The 19,889-nt window shown below is 60.1% G+C and carries 19 protein-coding genes and 1 pseudogene; 5 read left to right on the top strand and 15 right to left on the bottom strand.

Translation table 11 applies throughout. The annotated features are described in order from the left end of the window. Nucleotides 1-25: 25 nt before the first annotated feature. Nucleotides 26-2,212 carry a TonB-dependent siderophore receptor gene (locus tag ACZ9DP_RS33710; protein ID WP_476204932.1) on the bottom strand — a complete coding sequence of 729 codons (2,187 nt, stop codon included), beginning with the start codon at nucleotides 2,210-2,212 and terminating at the stop codon, nucleotides 26-28. 129 nt (nucleotides 2,213-2,341) lie between these two features. Beyond that, complete coding sequence (gene gcvA, locus ACZ9DP_RS33705) at nucleotides 2,342-3,226, bottom strand: transcriptional regulator GcvA (protein ID WP_476204930.1); 885 nt, start codon at nucleotides 3,224-3,226, stop codon at nucleotides 2,342-2,344. A gap of 223 nt (nucleotides 3,227-3,449) precedes the next feature. On the opposite strand from gcvA, the pseudogene ACZ9DP_RS33700 reads away from it, so the two are divergent. Next, nucleotides 3,450-4,345: pseudogene (locus ACZ9DP_RS33700) on the top strand (DMT family transporter). Nucleotides 4,346-4,348: 3 nt separating this feature from the next. Here the strand turns inward: ACZ9DP_RS33700 and hemW are convergent. From hemW to rph, 4 genes are read right to left on the bottom strand one after another with little or no spacing between them, the layout of a single operon-like run. Beyond that, nucleotides 4,349-5,551 (bottom strand): radical SAM family heme chaperone HemW, encoded by a 1,203-nt coding sequence (gene hemW / locus ACZ9DP_RS33695; protein WP_476204928.1) that lies wholly within the window; start codon nucleotides 5,549-5,551, stop codon nucleotides 4,349-4,351. 9 nt (nucleotides 5,552-5,560) lie between these two features. Next, nucleotides 5,561-6,205, bottom strand: coding sequence for an RdgB/HAM1 family non-canonical purine NTP pyrophosphatase (gene rdgB / locus ACZ9DP_RS33690; RefSeq protein ID WP_476204926.1), 645 nt, complete (start codon nucleotides 6,203-6,205; stop codon nucleotides 5,561-5,563). A gap of 8 nt (nucleotides 6,206-6,213) precedes the next feature. Then, entirely contained in the window at nucleotides 6,214-6,630 is a 417-nt protein-coding gene (locus tag ACZ9DP_RS33685; RefSeq protein ID WP_476204924.1) for a VOC family protein, read from the bottom strand. Continuing rightward, on the bottom strand, nucleotides 6,627-7,346 hold the full coding sequence (gene rph, locus ACZ9DP_RS33680; RefSeq protein WP_028739408.1) for a ribonuclease PH: 720 nt from the start codon (nucleotides 7,344-7,346) through the stop codon (nucleotides 6,627-6,629). Before rph ends, ACZ9DP_RS33685 begins: the two co-directional genes overlap by 4 nt. A gap of 184 nt (nucleotides 7,347-7,530) precedes the next feature. On the opposite strand from rph, the gene hrcA reads away from it, so the two are divergent. Beyond that, nucleotides 7,531-8,619: a heat-inducible transcriptional repressor HrcA gene (gene hrcA / locus ACZ9DP_RS33675; RefSeq protein ID WP_476204922.1), complete on the top strand. Its 1,089-nt coding sequence runs from the start codon at nucleotides 7,531-7,533 to the stop codon at nucleotides 8,617-8,619. Nucleotides 8,620-8,719: 100 nt separating this feature from the next. Further along, complete coding sequence (grpE, locus tag ACZ9DP_RS33670) at nucleotides 8,720-9,352, top strand: nucleotide exchange factor GrpE (RefSeq protein WP_022713461.1); 633 nt, start codon at nucleotides 8,720-8,722, stop codon at nucleotides 9,350-9,352. 37 nt (nucleotides 9,353-9,389) lie between these two features. On the opposite strand, the gene ACZ9DP_RS33665 is transcribed toward grpE, so the two are convergent. Then, nucleotides 9,390-10,334 carry a nucleoside hydrolase gene (locus ACZ9DP_RS33665; RefSeq protein ID WP_239595875.1) on the bottom strand — a complete coding sequence of 315 codons (945 nt, stop codon included), beginning with the start codon at nucleotides 10,332-10,334 and terminating at the stop codon, nucleotides 9,390-9,392. 268 nt (nucleotides 10,335-10,602) lie between these two features. Here ACZ9DP_RS33665 and ACZ9DP_RS33660 point away from each other — a divergent pair, with 268 nt between their 5' ends. Next, on the top strand, nucleotides 10,603-11,028 hold the full coding sequence (locus tag ACZ9DP_RS33660; protein ID WP_022713463.1) for an Hsp20 family protein: 426 nt from the start codon (nucleotides 10,603-10,605) through the stop codon (nucleotides 11,026-11,028). 47 nt (nucleotides 11,029-11,075) lie between these two features. Beyond that, the gene (locus ACZ9DP_RS33655; RefSeq protein WP_074066418.1) at nucleotides 11,076-11,333 is read left to right on the top strand and encodes a BQ00720 family protein; all 258 of its coding nucleotides are present in this window, start codon (nucleotides 11,076-11,078) and stop codon (nucleotides 11,331-11,333) included. 10 nt (nucleotides 11,334-11,343) lie between these two features. Here the strand turns inward: ACZ9DP_RS33655 and trmB are convergent, their stop codons facing one another. The 8 genes from trmB to miaB all read right to left on the bottom strand — a co-directional run bounded on the left by trmB (nucleotide 11,344) and on the right by miaB (nucleotide 19,865). After that, nucleotides 11,344-12,045 (bottom strand): tRNA (guanine(46)-N(7))-methyltransferase TrmB, encoded by a 702-nt coding sequence (gene trmB / locus ACZ9DP_RS33650; protein WP_476204920.1) that lies wholly within the window; start codon nucleotides 12,043-12,045, stop codon nucleotides 11,344-11,346. Then, a complete protein-coding gene (gene metK / locus ACZ9DP_RS33645) occupies nucleotides 12,042-13,295 on the bottom strand; it encodes a methionine adenosyltransferase (protein WP_194728759.1) in 1,254 nt (417 codons plus the stop codon). The genes trmB and metK overlap by 4 nt, the downstream gene beginning before the upstream one ends. 179 nt (nucleotides 13,296-13,474) lie before the next feature. Further along, on the bottom strand, nucleotides 13,475-13,894 hold the full coding sequence (locus tag ACZ9DP_RS33640; protein ID WP_022713467.1) for a helix-turn-helix domain-containing protein: 420 nt from the start codon (nucleotides 13,892-13,894) through the stop codon (nucleotides 13,475-13,477). Between the two features lie 150 nt (nucleotides 13,895-14,044). Beyond that, nucleotides 14,045-15,649 carry an apolipoprotein N-acyltransferase gene (gene lnt, locus ACZ9DP_RS33635; protein ID WP_476204918.1) on the bottom strand — a complete coding sequence of 535 codons (1,605 nt, stop codon included), beginning with the start codon at nucleotides 15,647-15,649 and terminating at the stop codon, nucleotides 14,045-14,047. Nucleotides 15,650-15,727: 78 nt separating this feature from the next. Next, entirely contained in the window at nucleotides 15,728-16,861 is a 1,134-nt protein-coding gene (locus ACZ9DP_RS33630; protein ID WP_476204916.1) for a hemolysin family protein, read from the bottom strand. Continuing rightward, on the bottom strand, nucleotides 16,858-17,373 hold the full coding sequence (gene ybeY / locus ACZ9DP_RS33625; protein ID WP_194728761.1) for an rRNA maturation RNase YbeY: 516 nt from the start codon (nucleotides 17,371-17,373) through the stop codon (nucleotides 16,858-16,860). Before ybeY ends, ACZ9DP_RS33630 begins: the two co-directional genes overlap by 4 nt. Beyond that, nucleotides 17,373-18,425 (bottom strand): PhoH family protein, encoded by a 1,053-nt coding sequence (locus ACZ9DP_RS33620; protein WP_194728762.1) that lies wholly within the window; start codon nucleotides 18,423-18,425, stop codon nucleotides 17,373-17,375. Before ACZ9DP_RS33620 ends, ybeY begins: the two co-directional genes overlap by 1 nt. An 18-nt stretch (nucleotides 18,426-18,443) precedes the next feature. Then, nucleotides 18,444-19,865 (bottom strand): tRNA (N6-isopentenyl adenosine(37)-C2)-methylthiotransferase MiaB, encoded by a 1,422-nt coding sequence (miaB, locus tag ACZ9DP_RS33615; protein WP_476204915.1) that lies wholly within the window; start codon nucleotides 19,863-19,865, stop codon nucleotides 18,444-18,446. Nucleotides 19,866-19,889: the final 24 nt, after the last annotated feature.

The raw sequence follows: 19,889 nt of genomic DNA, 5'->3' as shown, positions 1-19,889 counted from the left end.
GATGCGACGCGCTTGCCATCGGAGCCTACCAAGTGTAGCGCAGGGTGCCGATCACCGAGCGGCCCTGGTCGCGGTAGCAGAAGCCTGCCGAGCAGACGGGCTCGCGGCGGTCGAGTAAATTGGTGGCGTTCACCTGCAGGCTCAGACCGTCGTACTTCTTGTCGAGTGCAGCAAAGTCGTAGCTGACTGCTGCATCGAAAAGCACGCGGGCGCCGTTTTCCCTCGTGTTTTCGTCATTGCCGTAGCTCTTGCCGATGTAGCGGGCGCCGAAGCCGAAGCCCATTCCATAGACGGGGCTGCTTTCCTGGAATTTGTAGTTGGCCCAGAGCGATGCCATATGTTTCGGCACGGAGGAAACATAGTTGCCGACGGTGCCCGTCGGGCCTTCGAGGATCTTGGCGTCCGTAAAGGTATAGGACGCGACCAGCGACAGGCCGTTGTCGAGGCTCGTGTTGGCCTCGATCTCGAGGCCACGGGAACGAATCTTGCCACGCTGGACCTGAATGTTTTCTGGGCCGCTCGGCAGATTCACAACCTCGTAGTAAAGACTGTTTTTCTGATCGATATTGAATAGGGCGGCAGAAAGCATCGTATTGCTGTCCGGCAATAGATATTTGACGCCAATCTCTTCCTGTTCACTCTCGGTCGGTTTGAAGGGGGCGTTGGTCTCCCTGTTGATACCGGCATTCGGCGCAAAGGCGGTCGAGTAGCTGATATAGGGCACGAGGCCGAAGTCGGTCTCGTAGCTCAGACCGATTCGGCCGGAAAATTCCTTGTCCTTCTGAGAGATGGTGTCCACGGTGTCGGCAACGAGATCGGTATTTTCAGTATCAGTCCAAACCCAGTCGTAGCGCCCGCCGAGCGTCAGCAGCCAGGCGTCATAGCGCATCTGGTCCTGCAGGTAGGTGCCGGCCTGCCACTGGTCCTGAACGGTGCGGGTCTGGAAGTCGATGTGCGGGACTGAAGCGCCTGCGTTCGGATTGTTGGTATCAAGCGGCGGCGAGACGCCGCGGCCGTCGAGCGAACGCCAACGAAGCCGGCTCAAGTCGAGGCCGGCAAGCAGCGTATGGTCGATGTCGCCCGTCTCGAATTTCGCCTCGAGCTGGTTGTCGATAACAAAGGCGGTCAGGCGTTCGTCAAACGTGCCGGCGCTGCGATCCAGCAGTGTTGGATCGACGGCATTTGGTGCGTAGGCAAAGGCCCAATCGGTGTCGATGTTCAATGTCGAGAAGCGTGCATTCTGGCGGAAGACGAAGGTGTCGTTGAGCCTGTGTTCGAACTCATAGCCGATGCGGCCCTGGTTCTGAACAGAATCGTTGAATGCAGGGTTACCCGCGAAGTAATCCGTTACTTCGCCGGTGACCGGGTCGTTGTAATAAGCGGCCGTGCCACCCGTCTTCGTGCGCGAATATTCGCCGAGGATGGTAAGCTTTGTGTCCTCGTCCGGCTTCCATGTGAAAGCCGGCGCGATATAGACGCGGTCGTCCGGAACGCTGATCTGCTCGGTATTGGCGTCACGATAGAGGCCGGTGAGGCGATAATAGAAGGGATCGCGGTCGTTGACAGGCCCGGAAAAATCAAATTGGCTCTGGTAGCGCTGCTGCGTGCCGTATTGCAACTGGAGTTCATGATAGGGGTCCTCCGTCGGGCGCTTGGTGATCAGGTTGTAGAGACCACCGGCGCCGGAGGCGCCATAGAGAGCCGACGAGGGGCCGCGCAGGATCGAAACACCCTCAAGGCCATAGGGTTCGGTCTTGAAGAGCGAAGAGCCGGCGCCGGGCTGGCGCAGGTTGTCGCGAAAAACACCCGTATAGGTGACGTCGAAGCCGCGCACCGTGAAGCTGTCGAAGCGTGGATCGAAACCATAAGCACCCACGCGCGTGCCTGGCGTGTAGGCGAGCGTATCGAGCAGCGTTTGGGGGTTGCGGTCCTTGAGTTGCTGTTCCGTCACGGACGAGATCGACTGCGGCGTCTCGATGAAAGGCGTGTCGGTCTTTGCGCCTGTCGCGCTGCTCTTGCCGACATAGCCGTCCGCCTGGATGACACCGCCGCTGCCGCCCTTGACGACGATCTCCTGGAGCACTGTCGCGCCATCGTCCGGCTGGTTTTCGGCGGCGGTGTCCTGCGCAGCGGCGGGAAGGAGGAGATGGGCCATGGCGGCGCCCGTCAATGCGGACGCCCGCAGCGACCTGGCTAAAACGTGTATTTTCATCAGTTTACAACTCTCGGCGGTTTACCACGTAATACATGAGCCTAATAGTCAACAATAAGCCGGATGAAAACCTTTTTATGAGTAGATCTCTCCACTTTTTTTGGGAAGAGCGAAGCGACCGCGAGGTCGTCAGCTCTTTACTTCCGAAAGCAGCCAACGCCGGAAGGCGGCGACGGCCGGGCGTTCGAGTGCGGCGCCGGGATAGACGAGATGAAAGGCGAGGCGGCTCGCAACGCCAAGCGGGAAGGGGGCGACCACGGCGCCTTCGGCGAGTTCCTTCTCCAGAAATGACCGCCGCATCAATGCAAAACCGAGACCAGCCTTCATAGCTTCGTAGGCGCCATTGCCATGCATGAAGATCGGGCCGCGCGAGGCGTCCACCTTCGTCGTCCCTGCTGCCTGCAGCCAGAGCTTCCAGTCGTGCCGGTAAACATCATGGATCAACTGGAAGCCGGCGAGCGTGTCTGGCGAGGGATGGTCTCCAAGCTGCGCTGCAAGCGGCGGGGTGCAGACCGGCACCAGCTCATCATCCACGAGCCGCTCGCTGACAAGGCCGTCATAGCCGCCGAGCCCGTGCCGTATGGCCAGATCGATGCCGTCGCGTTGAAAGTCGAGGACACGATGCGAGGCACTGATGCGCACGTCGATCTCCGGATGGATCTCCTCGAAACGCCCGAGCCGCGGAACCAGCCAATAGGTCGCGAAGCCTGCCGTGCAGGTGACGTTCAGCACAGAGCCGCGTGCCCGCGCTGCAATCGCAGCCGTCGCCTCTCTCATCAGCCGGAAGGCGGTCTGCAGCGTGGCGAAGTAATCGGCGCCCTCGACTGTGAGGGCGAGCGCCCGCGCTTTCCGCTCAAAAAGCCGTACGCCGAGTGCGGCTTCCAGATCGCGGATCTGCAGGCTGACGGCGCCGGGCGTCACATGCAGCTCCTTGGCGGCCAGCGTCATGCTCAGGTGCCGCGCCGCAGCTTCGAAAGCCCGCAGGGCCGAAAGGGATGGCAGAAATTCGCTCATGATTTAGTTCAGCTAAAGCATATGCCGAGAAAGACTCGTTTGCCGGAATGAAATTATAGAAATAATATCAGAATGAAAGCGATCACCAACCAAAATCGTGAAGCGACATTCATCGAGCATAAATCGTAACTGGCAGGAACTGGTGCGCATGAAACGGGTGGCGAAATCACCCGCCGTATCGTAAGCCCGCGAACAATGAAGGGAGACAGACATGCAGAAACAAATGGGCTTGGCCGAATGGAGTATGCTTTTGGTCCTCTCCCTCCTTTGGGGCGGCTCCTTCCTCTTCAACGGCATTCTCGTCAAGGCCCTGCCGCCGTTTACGATCGTCACGGGCCGCGTGCTGCTGGCGGCGCTCGCGCTCAATATCATCGTGCGGCTCATGGGTCATACGATGCCGCGCGACGGCAAGAGCTGGGTCGCCTTCTTCGGAATGGGTGTGCTGAACAATATGATCCCCTTCTGCCTCATCGTCTGGGGCCAGACTCACATTGCAAGCGGCCTTGCCTCGATACTGAATGCCACGACGCCGCTCTTTACCGTCGTTGTTGCCCATATCCTGACCACCGACGAGAAGATGAGCGGTCATCGCCTGATCGGCGTGCTCATCGGCTTTGCCGGCGTGGCTTATATGATCGGCTTCGATGTGCTTCACGATCTCGGCTCGAATGTGCTGGCGCAGCTCGCGGTCCTCGGAGCTGCGATCTCCTATTCCTTCGCCGGCATCTGGGGCCGCCGTTTCCGGGCGATGAGCATGCCGCCGCTGCTGCCGGCCGCAGGCCAGGTCACGGCCTCCACCATCTTGATGCTGCCGATTGCGCTGATTGCCGACCGTCCATGGGCATTGCCCGCTCCTGGTATCGGCTGGCGCTGCTCGGCCTCGCACTGTTTTCGACCGCCATCGCCTATGTGCTTTTCTTCCGGGTTCTCGCAACGGCGGGCGCGACGAACCTGGCGCTGGTGACCTTCCTCATTCCTGTCAGCGCCATCCTGTTGGGTACGATCATCCTTGGCGAGCAGCTGCAGGCAAAACATCTGATCGGCATGGCGACGATCGCCGTCGGCCTTGCGGCGATCGACGGGCGGTTGATGTCGCTTGGGAAAAGCCGGGCAGCCTGAGGCTCAGCAGGCGAGATCGGCGACGACCGAATCGAGGATCAGCATGCCCGACGGCGTGCAGCGGAGGCGGGAATTGCCGATCCGCTCGATGAAGCCGTGCTCCAGCAGAAATTCCTCGCGCTTCGGATCCGGATCCCGGCCGGAAAGCTGCTGCCAGCGGGCAAGATCGACGCCTTCCGTCAGCCGCAGCCCCATGAGCAGCAATTCGTCCGCCTGCTCGTCATAGCCGAGCCGTTCCTGCTCCAGAATGCCATGCCCGTCGCGCTCGACAAGCTCGAGCCAGGTCTCCGGCTTGCGCTCGGTCGCCGTTGCGATCTTCTCAGGCCCGCGCGTCAGGCGGCCATGTGCGCCGGGGCCGATCCCGGCATAGTCGCCGTAGCGCCAGTAGGTGAGGTTATGGCGGCTCTCGGCGCCGGGCCGCGCATGGTTGGAAACCTCATAGGCCGGCATGCCCTCGCGCGCCATGATCTCCTGAGTCGCCTCGTAGAGGATCGCCGATTGGTCCCCATCCGGCACGATCAGTTTGCCGGCCTTGTGCAGGCCGTAGAAAGGCGTGCCCTCCTCGATCGTCAGCTGGTACAGCGACAGGTGATCGACCGCGTATGAGATCGCTTCCTTCAGCTCCTTCTCCCATTCTTCGACGGTCTGGTCGGGGCGGGCATAGATCAGGTCGAAAGACATGCGCGGGAAGATGTCGCGCGCCAGCTTGATGGCTTTCAGTGCATCGGCGACGTCATGCAGGCGGCCGAGGAATTTCAGATCCCGGTCGTTCAATGCCTGAACGCCGAGCGACACGCGATTGACGCCTGCGGCGCGATAGCCGCGGAAGCGCTCGGCCTCCACGCTCGAAGGATTGGCCTCCATCGTGACCTCGATGCCGTTCGGCACATGCCAGTGCTTGGAGATACCGTCGAGAATGGCCGAAACCGTTGCTGGATGCATGAGCGACGGCGTGCCGCCGCCAAGGAAGATGCTCGTCACCGTCTTCGGTCCGCTCATCCGGCGAACGGCAGCCATCTCCTTCACGAACGCAGCGGCGAACCGCTCCTGGTCGACCGGCTGATGACGGACATGGCTGTTGAAGTCGCAATAGGGGCACTTCGCCGCGCAGAAGGGCCAATGCACATAGACGCCGAAACCGGGCTCGCCGGTATCGGGCAGAAGCATCGCATCGCGCGTCAAGCTTGGTGTATCGAGAATCTCCACGAACCGACCTTACGCTTCCAGGCAGGTTTCGACAAAGCGTTTGAATGCGCGCGCCCGATGCGACAGGGCCTGCGGCTTGCCAATGTTCCAGCCGTGCTTTTCCTCGGCACTCATCTCGCCGAAGGTGATGTCGTAACCTTCCGGTTGGAAGACCGGATCGTAACCGAAACCCTGGGTGCCGCGCGGCGGCCAGACGACGGTACCTTCCACCTCGCCGCGGAAAAGCTCCGTATGCCCGTCTGGCCAGGCGAGGCAGAGCACGCTGACGAAGCGCGCGCGCCGTTGTTCCGGCTTGGTGGCTCCGGCTTTCTCCAGCGCCTGTTGTACCTTTTCCATCCCAAGCGCAAAGTCGCGCGTGCCGTCTGCGGTCTCCGCCCAGTCGGCCGTATAGACGCCCGGATCGCCACCAAGCCCATCGATCACCAGTCCAGAATCGTCGGAAAGCGCCGGCATCCCTGCTGCTTTGGCAGAGGCGAGAGCCTTGATCGTCGCGTTTTCCTCGAAGGTTGTGCCGGTTTCGTCAGGCTCGATGAAGTTGAGGTCGGCTGCCGATTTGGCGGTAAAGCCGAGCGGTCCGATCAGTTCCTGGATCTCGCGGATCTTGCCGGCGTTGTGGCTGGCGACGACGATCGTCTTCGTTTCAAGCGTGCGCATGGTCGGTCCTATTCAATGCCCCAGATTCTGGCTTCGGCGCATTCGAGGCTGTTTCCCGCGGGATCGCGGAAATAGATCGAGCGGCCGCCGTTCGGCCAGTGGACTTCGGATTCGATTTCGATGCCCGCGGCTTTGAGCTTCACCGCCATGGCATCGATGTTTTTACCAGACACGCGGAAACATGCGTGGCCCTGACCTTTCGTGCCGTGGGGCGGCACCTGCAGGGCATCGGCCGCTGGCGGTTTCACCGTTTCATCAGGGTTGAAGATCAACAGCACGCCTTGCCCGCAGCGGAAGAATACATGCCGGTTTGCGGCGCGCGTGATCTTGGCAAGGCCGAGCACGCCTTCGTAGAAAGCCTCGGCCTTGTCGAGATCCTTGGCATAAAGCGCCGTCTCCAGCATGCCTTCCAGCAGGGCGCTCATCCGGCGATGGCCTGTTTCTGCATGTCGACGAGCTCCACGATGCCGGTTTTCGCCAGTGTCATCAGCGCCGCAAATTCCCCGTCCGTGAACGGCGTGCCTTCGGCGGTCCCCTGAATTTCAACGATGCCGCCCGCGCCCGTCATGACGAAATTCGCATCGGTTTCGGCCGAGGAATCTTCGAGATAATCGAGGTCGATCACCGGCTGGCTGGCGAAGATGCCGCAGGAAATCGCCGCGACATGATCCTTGAGCACGCGCTCGACCTTGATCATGTTGCGGGTTTCCATCCACTTCAGGCAGTCGTAGAGCGCAATCCAGGCGCCCGTAATGGAGGCCGTGCGCGTACCGCCGTCAGCCTGAATGACGTCGCAGTCGAGCGTGATCTGGCGCTCGCCGAGTTCCTTGAGATCGACGACGGCACGAAGAGAGCGGCCGATCAGGCGCTGGATTTCCTGTGTGCGCCCGCCCTGCTTGCCGGCCGCGGCCTCGCGTTTCATTCGCTCGCCGGTTGCCCGCGGCAGCATACCATATTCGGCCGTGACCCAGCCCTTTCCAGTGTTGCGCAGCCACGGTGGCGTCTTGTCTTCCAGGCTTGCGGTACAGAGCACATGCGTATCGCCGAATTTGACGAGGCAGGAACCTTCCGCATGCTTTGAAAAATTGCGCTCGAAAGTGACTTTGCGCATCTGGTCGGTTTTTCTGCCTGAAGGCCGCATTATGATCTCCTGAAGCACGATGCCGAAAACCGTAAGGCGGTTCTCGCAAAACATCATGCATGCTTGAATGGTGTCGACCGCTTCTACGATTGGCCGCAGCCATTTGCAAATTCCCTTTTGCTACGAGGGCGAGAACGGCTATATTTTAAGGATCGTCATCAGCAGCGCAGGTCTAAGGAAGTTCATGGGGTTCAGGTCGACGTCGGTTTCGGATGCCGTTGCTGCGCTGGATGAACGCTCCAAGGAAATCTTCCGCCGGATCGTTGAAGGCTATCTGGAAAGTGGCGAGCCGCTCGGCTCGCGCAATCTCTCCCGCATTCTGCCCATGTCGCTATCGCCCGCGTCGGTGCGCAACGTGATGAGCGACCTGGAGGAGTTGGGCCTGATCTACTCGCCGCATGTCAGCGCCGGACGCCTGCCGACGCAGGGCGGCCTTCGCTTCTTCGTCGATGCCTTCATGCAGGTCGGCGACCTTTCCGCCGAGGACCGTGCGAATATCGACCGCCAGGTTCGCCCCGAAAGCCGCGACAATCCGGTTGAATCGATGATGAACGAGGCAAGCCGGATGTTGTCCGGCATTTCGCGCGGCGCAGGGCTCGTCATCACCTCAAAGAGCGATCCGGTTCTCAAACACGTCGAATTCATCCGCCTGGAGCCCACCAAGGCGTTGGCAGTGCTCGTCGGCGATCACGATCAGGTCGAAAACCGCATTATCGAATTGCCGGCAGGCGTTACGTCGTCGCAGCTGACGGAGGCCGCGAATTTCCTCAATGCCCATATGTCCGGCCAGACATTGCCGGAATTGCGCAAGCAGCTCAGCCGCTTAAAGGAGAACGTCCGCCACGAGCTCGACGCGTTGTCCCGGGATCTCGTCGAGCGCGGCATCGCGGTGTGGTCTGGCGATGCGGACGAAGGCAAACCGCCGCAGCTTATTATTCGAGGCCGATCCAATCTGCTCGAAGGCCTGGCAAGCGCGGAGGACCTCGATCGTCTCCGCATGCTCTTCGACGATCTCGAAAAGAAGGACAGCCTGATCGAGCTGCTGAACCTTGCCGAAACCGGTCCGGGCGTGCGCATCTTCATCGGTTCTGAGAACAAGCTCTTTTCGCTCTCCGGCTCCTCCCTGATTGTTGCGCCCTATCGCGACGATGACGACCGCATTGTCGGCGCCGTCGGCGTCATCGGGCCGACACGGCTCAATTATTCACGCATCGTGCCGATGGTGGATTACACCGCCCAGCTGATTTCCCGGCTTGCGCGCGGCACGCTATAAAAAACCGGAATTTTTTCTTCTTTGTCACGCAGACTTGATTTTTTGCGGTCAAAGCTCGATATCGGGCGCATCCCAAGAGAACCCACGACCGGAGACCGTCATGACTGACGAAACGACGAAAAACGGATCTGACGCTGCCGCGGCTGAAGCCGCAGACGACGTTGCCGCAAACGTCGAGAACGAAACCACGGTGGAAGCGCCGCGCCAGCCGGATCCGCTTGAAGTGCTCAAGGCTGAAAATGCCGAGCTGCGCGACCGCTATCTGCGTCTTGCCGCCGAAATGGACAATCTGCGCCGCCGCACGGAGCGCGACGTGAAGGATGCAAAGTCCTACTCGGTCGCGGGCTTTGCGCGCGACATGCTTGCCGTTTCGGACAATCTGCGCCGCGCGCTCGATGCCATTCCGGCAGAGGCGAAGGAAGCGGGCGAGACAGGCCTCAACACTTTGATCGAAGGTGTCGAGATGACGGAGCGCTCCATGCTCTCAGCACTGGAGCGCCACGGCGTCCGCAAGTTGGATCCGATCGGCCAGAAGTTCGATCCGAACTTCCACCAGGCGATGTTCGAGGTTCCGAATGCCGAAGTGGCGAATAACACGGTCGTCCAGGTCGTTCAGGCAGGCTTCACGATCGGCGAGCGTGTTCTTCGTCCCGCAATGGTCGGCGTGGCCAAAGGCGGCCCGAAGGCAGCGGATGCAGACCTCAACACGGCGTTCACCGAAAAGGACGCCTGATCTTCTTCTCAGGCGCCTTTCATAATCAGTCGGAATATCAGATGCGGGCGAAGCGCTCGATCAGCAGATCGAAGAAGCCGTCCGCATCCACATAGCGCATCACCTTGGCATTGCGCTTGCGCTCGGTCACATGCCACCAGTCGACCACCGTCATGCCCACGGTCAGCTCCGACTTCACCTCGATCTCGACATTGCAGTCACGGCCCTTGAAGAGCTCAGGCTTCAGTAGGTAGGCGACGACCGCCGGATCGTGCAGAGGCCCACCGTCAGAACCATACTTCTCGACATCGAAGCGCTCGAAGAATTCCAGCATTTCGACCATTGCTTTGGCCGGTGCCGTGCCGAGATCGGCCATGCGCTTGACGCGATCCTTCCGTGTCAGCAGCTGATGTGTCACGTCGAGCGGCATCATCACGATCGCTATGCCGGAACGAAAGACGATGTCGGCTGCTTCCGGATCGACATAGATGTTGAATTCCGCGGCGGGCGTTATGTTGCCGCCCTCGAAGAAGCCGCCTCCCATCATCACCAGTTCACGGATGCGAGGAATGATGTCCGGCGCCTTTTGCAAGGCCATGCCGATATTGGTGAGCGGTCCCAGCGTGCAGAGCGTCACCGTGCCTTCCGGCTCGCGGCGAAGCGTCTCGATGATGAAGTCGACCGCGTGCTGTGCCTGCAGCGGCATCGTCGGCTCATCGAGCTCCGGTCCATCGAGGCCGGTCTTTCCGTGCACGTGCTCGGCCGTGACCAGCTTGCGCGCGATTGGCGCGTCGGCGCCTGCGAAAACCTTCGTGCCGGTCCGTGCGCAGAGCTCGCAGACGATGCGCGCGTTGCGGCTCGTGTAGGAGAGCGGCACATTGCCTGCGACGGTCGTGATGCCGAGCACCTCCAGCTCTTCGGGGCTGCCGAAGGCAAGCATGATGGCCGCTGCATCGTCCTGGCCGGGGTCGGTGTCGATGATGATCTTTCTGGGGTTCGCCATTGCGTTGCTCCGTCTCAAGGTGCACGTCGTCGTGGCAGGCACCATTCGTTTTTTTCCGTCGCAGATCGGCGCAGCCGCTGCGGTCGACGATGTGATGCGAGCCGCCATGATCTTTGTCAAGCAACGGTCTCAGTCCAACCGTCTTAAATTCATGTGACTGCGATGCGCCGCATATGTCTTGCGCGAAAGGCACACACTTCCCATATTAACGGCGTCCGGATGCTACGCTTAGGTCCGGGAAGGTCGCTTGCATCAAGGACTTTGAAAGATGAGCCGCATGACACCTTTCGCCAGCCCGCTGCTTCTGGGCTTCGACGCCATGGAAAAGACGCTTGAACGCATTTCCAAGGCAAGCGACGGTTACCCACCCTACAATATCGAACGTATCGCCCCCGGCCAGGGAGCGCCTGAGCGCCTGCGCATCACGGTTGCCGTCGCCGGTTTCAGCGAAGACGAGCTGGACGTTACGACGGAAGAGAATCAATTGTTGATCCGCGGCCGCCAGGTCGAGCATGGCGAGCATGAATATCTCTATCGCGGCATTGCTGCGCGCCAGTTCCAGCGAACCTTCGTGTTGGCAGACGGCATGCAGGTTCTGGGCGCCAGCCTCAAGAACGGACTGCTTGCCGTCGATCTCGTTCGTCCGGAACCGGCGCGCATGGTGAAGAAAATTAACATTTCGGTCTCACAGTAGGACAACGGCCCATTCGGCTGTTGGTCCCTTCTCCCGGAGGTACAGGAATGTTGATGAAAGAAGCGAATTCTCACCTGACCAAGTCCGAACTTGCCGGTATCGGCAACGGCGAGGTCGCCTATATCCGCAAAATGCGCAACGACGAGGTATTGAAGTGCTTCCCCGAAGCACCGGATATCGATCCGAGCGTGGACCTTTGGGCCCTCTTCGGCGCAGACGGAACGCCGATCCTGCTCACGGACAATCGCTCCAGCACCTTCTTCAAGGCGGCTGAAGACGAATTGAAGACGGTCAGCCTGCACTAAAGATGCAGGCTTAGACCCTTTTGAATGTCAGATAGGCGGAGGACCTGCCCTCGCGCCGGGCCTTGGCCTCGTAGCGTGTGCTCGGCCAGCCCTCATAGGGCGTCAGCCAGTCGGCAGCGTTTTCCGCAAGCCAGTCGAAGCCGCCGTGATCGCGGCACTTCAGCAGCGTCCAATTCACGTAGGTATCGATGTCGGAGGCGAAGCAGAAGAGCCCGCCCGGCTTCAGCACGCGATGGAAACGGTCGAGATTGGTCCTGGAAACGAAACGCCGTTTCCAATGCTTCCGTTTCGGCCAGGGATCGGGATAGAGCAGATCGATGTGATCCAGGCAGCCGTTCGGTAACCAGTCGAGCAGCTGCGTTGCATCGTCATCATAGACGCGGATATTCTTTGCACCCTTCGTCTCGATGCTTGCCAGCAGTTTCTGCATGGAATTGATGAAGGGTTCGACGCCGATGAAGCCGGTCGAGGGCATTTCCAGCGCACGGTGGATCAGATGTTCGCCGCCGCCGAAGCCGATTTCCAGGCGCAGCCGTTCAGCCGGAACCGGAAAGAGGCTTTTCAGCGGCTGTGGTGGAGCCGCCGAAAGGTCGATGAGGAATGCCGGGAGCAGGGTGTTCAGTCTTTCCGCCTGATGTTCGCGGAGAGCCTTCCCCTTGCGGCGACCGAAGAATGCCTCGGTCGCGCGCCCCCGACGCTCCATATCCGTCATGCTGCTTCCCGGAGCTTCACGGCTTCCTTCAGCGCCTTGACGAGGTCGGTGCGCTCCCATGAGAACGAACCGTCACGGCCCGCCTTCCGGCCGAAGTGGCCGTAGGCCGAGGTCTTGGCGTAGATCGGCTTGTTGAGGTCGAGGTGACGGCGGATGCCGGTCGGCGACAGATCCATGTTCTTGCGGATCGCCGCCTCGACTTGGTCTTCCGTCACGCCCTTGCCGGTGCCGTGCAGGTCGACATAGATCGACAGCGGCTGAGCAACGCCGATCGCATAGGAAAGCTGGATCGTGCAGCGGTCGGCGAGGCCTGCGGCAACGACGTTCTTCGCAAGATAGCGGGCAGCATAGGCCGCTGATCGGTCGACCTTGGTCGTGTCCTTGCCGGAAAACGCACCGCCGCCGTGCGGAGCTGCACCGCCGTAGGTATCGACGATGATCTTGCGGCCCGTGAGACCAGCATCGCCGTCCGGACCGCCGATGACGAACTTGCCGGTCGGGTTGATGTACCAGTTGCAATCCTTGGCGATCGGCAGATCGCCTAGCGCTTCGCGGATGTAGGGCTCGACGACGGCGCGAACCTTCTTGGAATCCCAGCTCTCATCGAGATGCTGGGTCGACAAAACGATCGAGGTCACCTCGGCCGGCTTGCCGTCGATGTAGCGCACGGTCACCTGGCTCTTGGCGTCCGGACCGAGCTTGGCAACATCGCCGTCGCCCTTCTTGCGCGCTGCGGCAAGCAGCTGCAGGATCTTGTGGGAATAGTAGATCGGCGCCGGCATGAGGTCCGGCGTTTCCTTGCAGGCGTAGCCGAACATGATGCCCTGGTCACCGGCGCCTTCGTCACCTTGCTGGTCGGCGGCGTTGTCGACGCCCTGAGCGATATCGGCAGACTGCGAGTGCAGCAACACGTCGATCTTCGCCGTCTTCCAGTGGAAGCCGTCCTGCTCGTAGCCGATGTCCTTGATAGCGCGGCGGGCGGCAGCCTTGAATTTCGACGGGTTGATGACGTCCTTGCCGTCCTTGCCCTTTTTCATCAGGCTTGGCGGCAGGCGGACTTCACCGGCGATGACGACGCGGTTCGTCGTTGCCAGGGTTTCGCAGGCAATGCGCACGCCCCAGGGGTTGACGCCGGTCTTGGCCGCTTCACGATAGACCAGATCCACGATCTCGTCCGAGATGCGGTCACACACCTTGTCCGGGTGACCTTCGGCGACTGACTCACTGGTGAAAAGATAATTCGCGCGCATTTCGGGATTCCCCTCAAAGAACAAAAGCCGTTAGTTGGTACTCATTCCGCGTTCGAAAAACAAGCACAGAAGGACATAAATATATCTTTATATCTACCACGAAATGATAAATTTTGCCCTTAAAACGCAAAAAAGGTGGCCTTTCGACCACCTTTTAAAAACTGGAAGCATCAAGGGGTTCAGTCCGTGTCGGCCTCGGCGGCCAATGCTTTGACAAGCTCCACGACCTTGCGGCGAACCTTTGGGTCGGAAATCTTCACGAACGCCCGGTTGAGCTGAAGCCCCTCCGAGGAAGAGAGGAAATCAACGACATAATTTGAGCTCGACGCTTCCGCCATGCCGGTCAATCCACCGGTGTGATCGCCCGGGGCGTCCTCGAAGAAAAAGGAAACCGGGACGTTGAGAATACTCGAGATGTTCTGCAGGCGGCTCGCACCGACGCGGTTCGTGCCCTTTTCATATTTCTGGATCTGCTGGAAGGTAATGCCGAGGCTCTCGCCCAGCTTCTCCTGGCTCATACCAAGCATTGTACGGCGAAGCCGAATGCGGCTGCCAACGTGTATGTCGATCGGGTTAGGCTTCTTCTTGTTTTCAATCATGGTCGTGCCCTAGCAAAGAATTTCAACCTGGTTAAACCGGCAGTGCCCAGACCCATCCGTAACGCCACGTTGTAAGCGGCGCAAACCCTATCATCAAGCATACGTTAACAACGCCGATCGCCACCACTATGCAATTTTAGGGGTTTTCGGTCAATTCGGCTTGAAAATAAAACCAAAGCGGGAAATCGACGCAATCAAAATCAATAACGTTTCAGTCAACCAGAAGTAAGCTTGCTGCGAAAACAAGTTCCCGGATGCGCTGCCGAATCCCTCAAGGGTTGCGTCGATGAACCCTCTCTCATTGAGGCTGAGCCCTGCAACAATCTGCCCGTGCGCATTCACGATCGCTGAGATGCCGTTGTTGGCGTCACGAATCAGCGGCAAACCGGTCTCCACGGCGCGCACCCGCGCTTGCTGGAAGTGCTGATAAGGACCGGGCGTATTGCCGAACCACGCGTCGTTCGTGATGTTCAAGATTGCACCGGCGTCGGCGATGTTGCCGGTCATCTCGTCGGCGAAGATGATCTCGTAACAGACCAGAGGATAGAGCTTCAGCCCCGTCGGCAGTTCCAGGAGATGGCGCGTTGCCGCGGCAGAGAATCCGCCCGGCATCTCAACGATATTCCGGATGCCGAAATCGTCGAGGATATTCTCGAACGGCACGTATTCGCCGAATGGAACGAGATGCACCTTGTCGGAAGCCGCGACGATCTGGCCGCGTCCATCGAACGCGTAGATCGAATTGTAGTAGCGCACCGGGTTTCCCGGCCCCATCTCTTCGGCTCGCACGGCGCCTGCAATCAGAATCTGATTGTCGTCCAGCGTATCGGCGATCCGGGTAAGAGCATCCTGGTTGTCGGTGAGGATGAAAGGGATCGAGGTCTCCGGCCAGACGATGATGTCCGGCTTCTTTCCGCCGTCCCGCGGCGCTTCGGCGGAGAGCTTCAAATGCATCTCGAAGATGGCCGAGCGGTCGGCGTTGCTGTCGAGCTTGGCCGCCTGATCGATCATCGGCTGCACGAGCCGGATCACTGGCCGTTTCTCCTGCGGCAGCGTGGGAGCTTCCGGCGCGAGATACAGCACATAACCGCCGTAGCCGACATGAGCTGCAAAAAGCAGCGCGGCCAGCCCCACACCCGTCGTCGCACCCTGCCGCGTCCCAACAAGAGCGGGCGCAGCGAAGACGAAGACGGCAAGCGCGGTTACGCCCGTGGTGCCGACGACGTGTGCGGACTGCATCATCAGCGGCATCGGCATGATGCCATAGCCGACCGCATTCCATGGAAAACCCGTGAATGTGACGCTGCGCAACCACTCGAAGAGACCGAAGCTTGCGGCAAGTGCTGCAATGCGGCCTATCCCGTCCGACCAGAAGATGCGGGCGACAGCCGCCGCAAGGCCATAATAGATCGACAGCACCGCCGGCAGGCCGAGGATTGCCAGCGGCAGCGCCCAGGCAAACTCTTCGGAGTCAATCATCAGCGCATGGCCAAGCCACCAGAGGCCTGCGACGAAATAGCCGAAGCCGAAGAGCCACCCGATCGCGAAGCAGGGCCACAGTCGGCCGAGGACGCTTGCCTCGGGGGAGGCGGCTGCGCCATCGATCAGCCAGACGAGGAGCGTGAATGAGAGGAACATCGCAGCAAAAAAGCCGATCGGCGGAAGTGCCAGAACGGCAAATGCGCCGGCAAGGACAGCCAGCAATGCTCGTTTGAAACCCCAGACCAGGATGACCCTGTCCGCAAGCCGCTCCATGCGCACTCCAATCAAGCCGCGAATCAACCAGGTCCGCAGTCTTTCAAAAAAGCGGCGCCTTGTCGTGCCATGCGAAAATCAGTTCGACGTGGATTCGGCAGTCCGGTCGTCGGTTGCCTCAGCACCGGTCGCACTGTCGCCGTCCGCCTTGACACGGCGGCGGATCGCCTGACGCTTGCGGGTGATGCGCACGCGCTTGATGCGGCGCGGATCGGCCTCGAGAATGTGGAATTCGAAATCCGGCAGCGCCTGGACCACTTCGCCTCGAACCGGGATGCGGCCAAGCGCGGAGAAGATGAGACCGCCTAGCGTATCAACCTCGTCCACCTGCTCGCTGATGTCGAAATCCGGGCCGATCGCCTCTGCAATCTCTTCCAGTTCGACGCGGGCATCCGCCACAAAGACGTCTTCGGAAAAGCGCTTGAACATGACTTCTTCGTCGTCATGCTCGTCGTCGATGTCGCCGACGACCATCTCGACGATGTCCTCGTGTGAAGCAAGGCCGTCGGTGCCGCCATATTCATCGATGACGAGCGCCATCTGCGTGCGGTTCACCTGCATGCGGCGAAGCAGATCGGATGCCAGCATCGATGGCGGCACGAAGAGGATCTTACGGATGATGCCGGCCTCGGCGAGCGTCTTTTGCAGGTCGACGCGGGCGAGATCGAAATTCGGCTTTGCCGAGCGCACCGGCTTTTGAATGTTCTCTGTAGCGATCTCGACAAGCGGCTTGGCAGTCTTGGAACCTGTCCGGCGCTTGTTGCGTGCCTGCTTTGCGACATAGGAAAGCAGGTCGCGGATGTGCACCATGCCGCGCGGATCGTCGAGCGTATCGGCATATACGGGCATGCGCGAGCGCCCGGATTCCTCAAAGAGGATCATCAATTCGCCGATGGTGATGTTCTGGTCGACCGCCTCGATATCGGCGCGCGGGACCATGACGTCGGCGACACGCACTTCGCGGAAACGCAGGATGTTGTGGAGCATCGCCCGCTCGTCGGGCGAAAAGGCATCGTCGCCAGTATCGTTCGTCATAAGCGCGTCGGCGAGATCTTCGCGGATGCGCGAACCTTGCTGGGGGCGGAGAATGCGGGCGGCACGCGCCCAGAATGATCGTCCTGAATGCCTGCTACTACTGCCCGCCTCATCTGAGGAGGAGGATTGATCGGCGTCCTTGGTTTCCGCCGCCGGTTTCGTTGTAAAGTCGCTCATGGTTCCATTTTAAGGTCTTGACCCTCGTATGGGTCAGATAGGCCGAGTACTGCCAAAATGCGAGTCTCCAACCCCTCCATAATTTCGGCTTCGTCGTTATTCATATGGTCGTAGCCGAAGAGATGCAAGAAACCATGCACCATCAGATGCGATAGATGGTCCTCGAACGATTTTTCGAGCTCCCGCGCTTCCCGTTCGACGGTCTCCCTGGCGATGATGATATCACCAAGCATCGGACCTGGCATCTCTCCCGGCGTAATCGGAAAGGCAGGGAAGGAAAGGACATTGGTAGCCTTGTCTTTCTTGCGCCATTCGGCGTTGATGGCGCGGATGGCCTCGTCATCCGTGAAGACAAGCGAAAGCTCCGTCGCCGTCTTGGGAAACCTCTGTCTCTCATCTTTTTCGAGAACCTTCGCTGCCGCTTCCAGCACGCGTTCGGCCAAAGCCTGAAGTTCATTCTCCGAGGGCCAGTCGCCCTCCTCGATGCTGACCTGGATATCGATTTCGGCCATCAGACCTGCGGTCCGGCGTCTTCCGGCCGCGTCGTATAGGTGGCGTCATAGGCCCTTACGATCCGTCCGACCAGCGGATGGCGCACGACATCGACATCCTTGAAGCGGATCGTCGAGATTCCTTCCACGCCGTCGAGCAGATGCAGTGCTTCGACAAGTCCGGACTTCACGCCGCGCGGCAAATCGATCTGGCTCGGATCGCCAGTGATGATCATGCGCGAATTCTCGCCGAGACGCGTAAGAAACATCTTCATCTGCATCGAGGTCGTGTTCTGTGCCTCGTCGAGGATGATGGCCGCGTTCGAGAGGGTGCGTCCGCGCATGAAGGCGAGCGGCGCGATCTCAATGACGCCGGCCGTGATCGCGCGCTCGACCTTGTCTCCGGGGATCATGTCGTAGAGCGCATCATAGAGCGGCCGGAGATAGGGATCGACTTTCTCCTTCATGTCGCCCGGCAGGAAGCCGAGGCGCTCGCCGGCTTCGACGGCTGGCCGCGAAAGGATGATCTTCTCGACGGCGCCGCGTTCCAGCATCTGGGCCGCATGCGCGACGGCGAGATAGGTCTTGCCCGTGCCGGCTGGGCCGACGCCGAAGACCAGTTCGGCGCGCTCCATGGCGCGTATATAGGCATCCTGCGTCGGCGTGCGCGCAACGATCGTCTTCTTGCGTGTCGAAATCTGCGCCATGGTCAGCTTGGCTTTTTTCTCCATGGTCGGCAGGCTCAACTGATCGTCGGCGGCAACCGCCATGCGGATAGCGCCTTCCACGTCGGATCGTTCCACGCTGCCGCCTTTCTGGAGCTTTTCATAGAGGTAGTCCAGCGTGCGCCGGGCTTGGTTGGTGGCGACGACGTCACCGGTGATAATGACGGAATTGCCGCGCGCACGCGCATCGATATGCAGCCGCTCTTCGAGAAGCTTCAGGTTCTGATCGAATTGACCAAATAGCTCGCTGGCGAACCGGTTGTTCTCGAACGTCAGGACGAAGTGATTGGCGTCGCTCGCAATGCGTGGGTGGCGCGGTGAAGAAGAAACCAATTCTTGTCCGTTCAAGCGGTCGAGCTCCCTAGGTTAAACCCCAGCCTCTGCAAACTCGGCAAACAGGCTGTTCGTTCCGGTTCCGGTGATTCGCACTTTGATAATGTCACCGATTTGCGATGCTTTTGCATCAACATTCACCGACTGAAGCCAGGGAGAACGGCCGATAAGCTGTCCTGGCATGCGGCCGGGCTTTTCAAGCAGCAAATCGATCTCCTTGCCGATGCAGGATACGTTGAATCCCTGCGTCTGCTTGAGGAGAAGCGCCTGCAGGCGCTCGAGCCGTTCTGCCTTGATCTCTTCCGGCACCTGGTCCTTCAGTTCCGCCCCGGGCGTACCCGGCCGCGTCGAATATTTGAAGGAGAAAGCCTGCGCATAGCCAACCTCCTCCACCAGACGCAGTGTAGCTTCAAAATCCTTGTCTGTCTCCCCAGGAAAACCAACGATGAAATCGCCCGAAAGCGCAATATCGGGGCGGGCTGCGCGGATGCGCTCGATCAGCGTCATATATTCGACTGCCGTATGGCGCCGGTTCATGGCTTTCAGGATGCGGTCCGAGCCCGCCTGCACCGGCAGGTGCAAGTAGGGCATCAGCGCCCGCAGGTCGCGATGCGCCTCGATCAGGCGGTCGTCCATGTCGCGCGGATGGCTGGTGGTGTAGCGAAGCCGCGCAAGCCCTGGAATTTCAGCAAGGCGATAGAGTAGATCGCCAAGGCTCCATTCTTCGCCATTGGCCCCGGCGCCGTGCCACGCGTTGACGTTCTGGCCGAGCAATGTGATCTCGCGCACTCCGCCTTCGACGAGTTTTTGCGCCTCTTCGACAATCTGGCTGACGGGCCGGGAGATCTCCGAACCACGCGTGTAAGGCACGACGCAGAAGGTACAGAACTTGTCGCAGCCTTCCTGCACCGTCAGGAACGAGGTCACGCCGCGCGAGCGGATCTTCTTGCTTTCGGCAATCGGCAGATGCTCGAATTTATCTTCCAGTGCATATTCCGTATCGACGACGCGATGGCCCTGCTTGGCGCGCCGCAGCGCGTCCGGCAGGCGGTGATAGGTCTGCGGGCCGATGACCACATCGACGGCAGGCGCGCGGCGGAGGATTTCTTCGCCTTCGGCCTGGGCAACGCAGCCGGTCACGCCGATCATCATCTCGCGCCCGTCGGCGGCTTTCTTCTTTTTCATCTCGCGCAAACGACCGAGCGCCGAATAAACCTTTTCGGCCGCCTTTTCGCGGATATGGCAGGTATTCAGCAGAACGAGATCAGCCTCATCCATGTTCTCCGTTTGCTCGTAACCGTCGCGGGCGAGTGCATCGCTCATGCGCGTCGAGTCGTAGACGTTCATCTGGCAGCCATAGGTCTTGATGAAAACCTTGCGGCTGTTGCTGCCATCGCGAAGGTCCTGGCTGGGGATGGTCTCCGGGGCCGGAAGAAGGGCGCTGTCTTGGGTCATGGCGGCTATTTAGTGGTTTTTTGC

The sequence above is a fragment of the Rhizobium sp. USDA 4016 genome, assembly GCF_056279705.1.
The sequence above is the reverse complement of the archived record's forward strand: the minus strand, read 5'-3'. Positions and strand labels throughout refer to the sequence as shown.